Annotated in this window: 3 protein-coding genes; 1 reads left to right on the top strand and 2 read right to left on the bottom strand. The window is 62.6% G+C overall.

The genetic code is table 11. The features are described 5' to 3' along the window. Together BLX41_RS26195 and BLX41_RS26190 are read right to left on the bottom strand one after the other, a co-directional pair. Positions 1-1,578, bottom strand: a 1,578-nt coding sequence (locus tag BLX41_RS26195) for an efflux RND transporter permease subunit (protein ID WP_404942797.1), incomplete at its 3' end; no start/stop codon positions are given. A 32-nt stretch (positions 1,579-1,610) separates the two neighbouring features. Beyond that, positions 1,611-2,660: a WD40/YVTN/BNR-like repeat-containing protein gene (locus tag BLX41_RS26190; RefSeq protein ID WP_123727235.1), complete on the bottom strand. Its 1,050-nt coding sequence runs from the start codon at positions 2,658-2,660 to the stop codon at positions 1,611-1,613. Between the two features lie 433 nt (positions 2,661-3,093). On the opposite strand from BLX41_RS26190, the gene BLX41_RS36315 reads away from it, so the two are divergent. Further along, positions 3,094-3,859, top strand: a 766-nt coding sequence (locus BLX41_RS36315) for a SulP family inorganic anion transporter (RefSeq protein ID WP_259745197.1), incomplete at its 3' end; no start/stop codon positions are given.

Genomic DNA, 3,859 nt, shown 5'->3' with positions numbered 1-3,859 from the left:
CTGCTTGGACACGGTCACCAGGGAGATCGCCGACTGCACGCCCTCGGTGTTCTGCATCTTCCACATCAGCTCGTCGATGGGCGCCATGGCTTCATAGCGCGAGCAGCCTTCGGACGCGGTCTTGACCATCACCACCAGCACGTCGGAGCTGGTGGAATAATTGCTGATGATGAAATTGTTGTCCTTGTTGTAGCGCGAGTCGGGACGCAGCTCCGGCGCGCCCTGGTCGAGGTCGCCGATCTTCAGGTTCTGGCTGTACCAGAGGCCGCCGCCAAAGGCCACCAGGGCCAGGGCGATGGAGATCGGTGCCACTTTGGGGCTGGCGAAGTTCGACAGCAGGCGCCAGAACGGATGCTCGCGGGACGCGTCCTTCTTGCTGCGCTCCACGGCGCGCTTGCTGATACCGACGTAGGAGATCGCCACCGGCAGCAGGATCAGGTTGGTGAACACGATCACCGCCACGCCGATGGAGGCGCCGATGGCCAGCTCGCGGATCACCCCGATATCGATGATCAGCAAGGTGATGAAGCCCACGGCGTCGGCGAGAATTGCGATCATTCCCGGCAGGAACAGCTGGCGGAAGGTACGCCGCGCCGCGGTCAGGGCGTTGTCGGCTTCACTGGATTGCAGGGCGATACCGTTGATCTTCTGCACCCCGTGGGAAATGCCGATGGCGAAGATCAGGAACGGCACCAGCATCGAATACGGGTCCAGGCCAAAACCGAAGGCGTGCATCAGGCCCAGTTGCCAGACCACCGCCACCAGGGTAGTGATCAACACCGCGATGGTGCTGCGAATGCACCAGGTGAACCAGTACAGCAGCACCAGGGTGATGATGAAGGCCACGCCGAAGAACATCACCACCATGATCAGGCCATCGATCAGGTCGCCGACCTTCTTGGCGAAGCCGACAATGTGGATCTTCACATTGGGGTTCTGCGCCTCGAACTTGTCACGGATCTTTTCTTCCAACTGGTGGGAGAACTTCTGGTAGTCCAGGGCCAGCAGCTTGCCCTGGTCCTGAGGGTCCGGGTAGGACTCCAGCAACGGGATGTCGACGATGCTGGACTTGAAATCGTTGGCCACCAGACGCCCGACCTGGCCGGACTTGAGGACGTTGTTGCGCAACTTGTCGAGGCTTTCGGCGGAGCCGTTGTAGCTCTGGGGGATCACCTCGCCACCGGCGAAGCCTTCTTCGGTCACCTCGGTCCAGCGCACGCTGGGGCTCCACAGCGACTTGAGCCCGGAGCGATCGACGCCGGAGATGTAGAACACCTCGTCGTTGATCTGCCGCAGGGTCTCCATGTACTCCTGGGTGAAGATGTCACCGTCGCGGGCTTCCACCGAGATACGCACGGTGTTGCCCAGGTTGGCCAGGTCGTTGCGGTGCTCCATCATCCGCTCGATGAACGGGTGCTTGAGCGGGATCATCTTTTCGAAGCTGGTGGACGGGCGGATCAGGGTTGCTTGCCAGAACAGGAAAGCGCTGACCAAGAGGCAGATGAAGATCACTGCCGGGCGGTTGTTGAAAATCAGGCGTTCGAGAAAGTTCGCCTTGTCCTGGTGATGACTGCTCATGGAATTCCCCACCTTCTTATTATGTGCCCGGCTTATTTGCCGACTTCAGCGCCGGTTGCCGCAGAGACCCGTACCCCGCCCTGCCCGGCCAGGATCAGGTTGCCATTGCCGGCAGCGGTCACTGCCGACAGCGAGATGCGATCCTGGCGGTTGAACACGCTGAACGTCTGGCCGTGATCACTGCTGCGGATCACGCTGCCGCCGTTGCCGACGATTACCAGCGAGCCGTCATCGAGCAAACTGGCACCGGACAGGCCGAACTCCAGGGCGCCGCGGGCAGCGTTCAACTCCACCTGCTCCCAGGTGCTGCCGAAATCCGCGGAACGATAGAGATTGCCCCGCAGGCCGTAGACCAGCAGAGTCGCCGGCTGGCCGGTAGCGATCACACCGAACAACGAGCCTTCATAGGGGCCTTCGAGGCGCTCCCAGGTCTGCCCGTCATCGGTGGAGCGGAACATGCTGCCCTGCTCGCCGACGATGAACAGCCCGGAACCCTTGACCTCGGTGATGGCGTTGAGGTGGAACTGGTCTTCGTTGTCCAGGCGGTCGCTGACATCCTCCCAGTGCTGGCCACCGTCGGTGGTTTCCAGCAAGGCGCCATAGGCACCGACGGCGTAGCCGCTGCGGGTGTCCTTGAACCACACATCGAGCAATGGCGCTTCACGCTTGAGGTCCTGGAACTGCCGGCTCCAGGTGACACCGCCATCGGTGGTGGCCAGGACCTGGGCATCGTGACCCACCGCCCAGCCATGCCGGTCATCGACGAAATACACCGCGGTCAGCAGCTGCCGGGTCGGCACCTTGGCCTGGACCCAGGACGCTCCCTGATCGTCGGAATAGAGAATGTGCCCACGGTCGCCCACTGCGACCAGGCGCTTGCCGGCGTGGACCACATCGAGCATCAGGCTTTTCGCCGCCTTGGGCGATTCGATGGAATAGACAGTATCCGCTGCGGTGGCAGCGGCCAGGACCGGTGTCGACAGCGTCACCACACCCAACAGCGAGAGCGCTGTAGCCAGCAATGCGAACGTACGCAGTGCCGGCGGGCGGCCAACAACCACACCCATGACAGGCTCACTCATAGACCATTCCCCCATTATTATTGTCAGGTCATTTGACCTCTCAGGGCGCCTTCAGGGGGTTGCGGTGCCTGGCTCGATCACGATGATCGTCCTGAAACCTGCAATCTAGAGCCCCTTCGGCTGCGGGCTATCCTATCGGGCTTTCGAAAGGTCTGACAATCAACGCCACGTTATCTTTTGTTAATCACCGCTCACAGCGAAGCCACTGAATACCCCGGCATTCGCTGGGCTGATCGATACGCGCATGCAATGGGCCGGGAGTCGTTGAGGCAGCGACGAAAACCTCGCCGATTGAGCTGAAGCTTGCGGGTCCTGTCCACGCTTGCCACCGGTACACGACCAAAGACTGATCCAGGGCATGGGCCGCCACTACCCGCCGTTGACTATGCTGAGCGGCGTGGGTGGCGAGCCCGATGACCTTCAGGAGTGACGCATGATTGCCATACGCGAGGCGTGGAAGGCTGGCTTGCTCGGCCCCCGGCACTGGGCTCGCAACCTGGTGGCCGGGGTCATTGTCGGCGTGGTGGCGCTGCCCCTGGCCATGGCGTTTGCCATTGCCTCCGGGGTCAAGCCGGAACAGGGCATCTACACCGCCATCGTCGGCGGCCTGCTGGTGTCGCTGTTGGGCGGCAGTCGCGTGCAGATCGCCGGACCCACCGGGGCCTTTATCGTGATTCTCGCCGGGGTCACCGCCAAGTACGGGGTCGACGGCCTGCAGCTGGCCACCATGATGGCCGGGATCATCCTGTTCCTGCTGGGCATCAGCCGCCTGGGCGCCTTGATCAAGTTCATTCCCGACCCGGTGATTCTCGGCTTCACCGCCGGGATCGGGGTGATCATCTGGGTCAGCCAGTGGAAAGACTTCTTTGGTCTGCCCGCCGTCCAGGGCGAACACTTCCACCAGAAGCTCTGGCACCTGCTGCAAGCCCTGCCCGACCTGCATCTGGCCACCACCTTGCTGGCCCTGCTCAGCCTGGCGCTGCTGCTGTGGGTACCGAAGATCCCGGCGCTCAAGCGCCTGCCGGCACCGCTGGTGGCCATGGTCCTGGCCACCGCCTTGCAGTCACTGTTCCAGTTTCAGGGCGTGGCCACCATCGGCAGTGCCTTTGGCGGCATTCCCCAGGGCTTGCCGACCCTGCAACTGCCCGACATCAGCCTGCCACGGATACTCGACCTGATAGGACCGGCCTTCGCCATCG

The organism is Pseudomonas protegens, from assembly GCF_003732485.1.
Lineage (GTDB): Bacteria > Pseudomonadota > Gammaproteobacteria > Pseudomonadales > Pseudomonadaceae > Aquipseudomonas > Aquipseudomonas protegens_B.
This window is presented reverse-complemented; position numbering and strand designations above follow the sequence as displayed.

Bases quoted from the DNA above. Each gene is read 5' to 3' on its own strand.
- BLX41_RS26190 (WP_123727235.1), bottom strand. From the start codon at position 2,660: ATGAGTGAGCCTGTCATGGGTGTGGTTGTTGGCCGCCCGCCGGCACTG.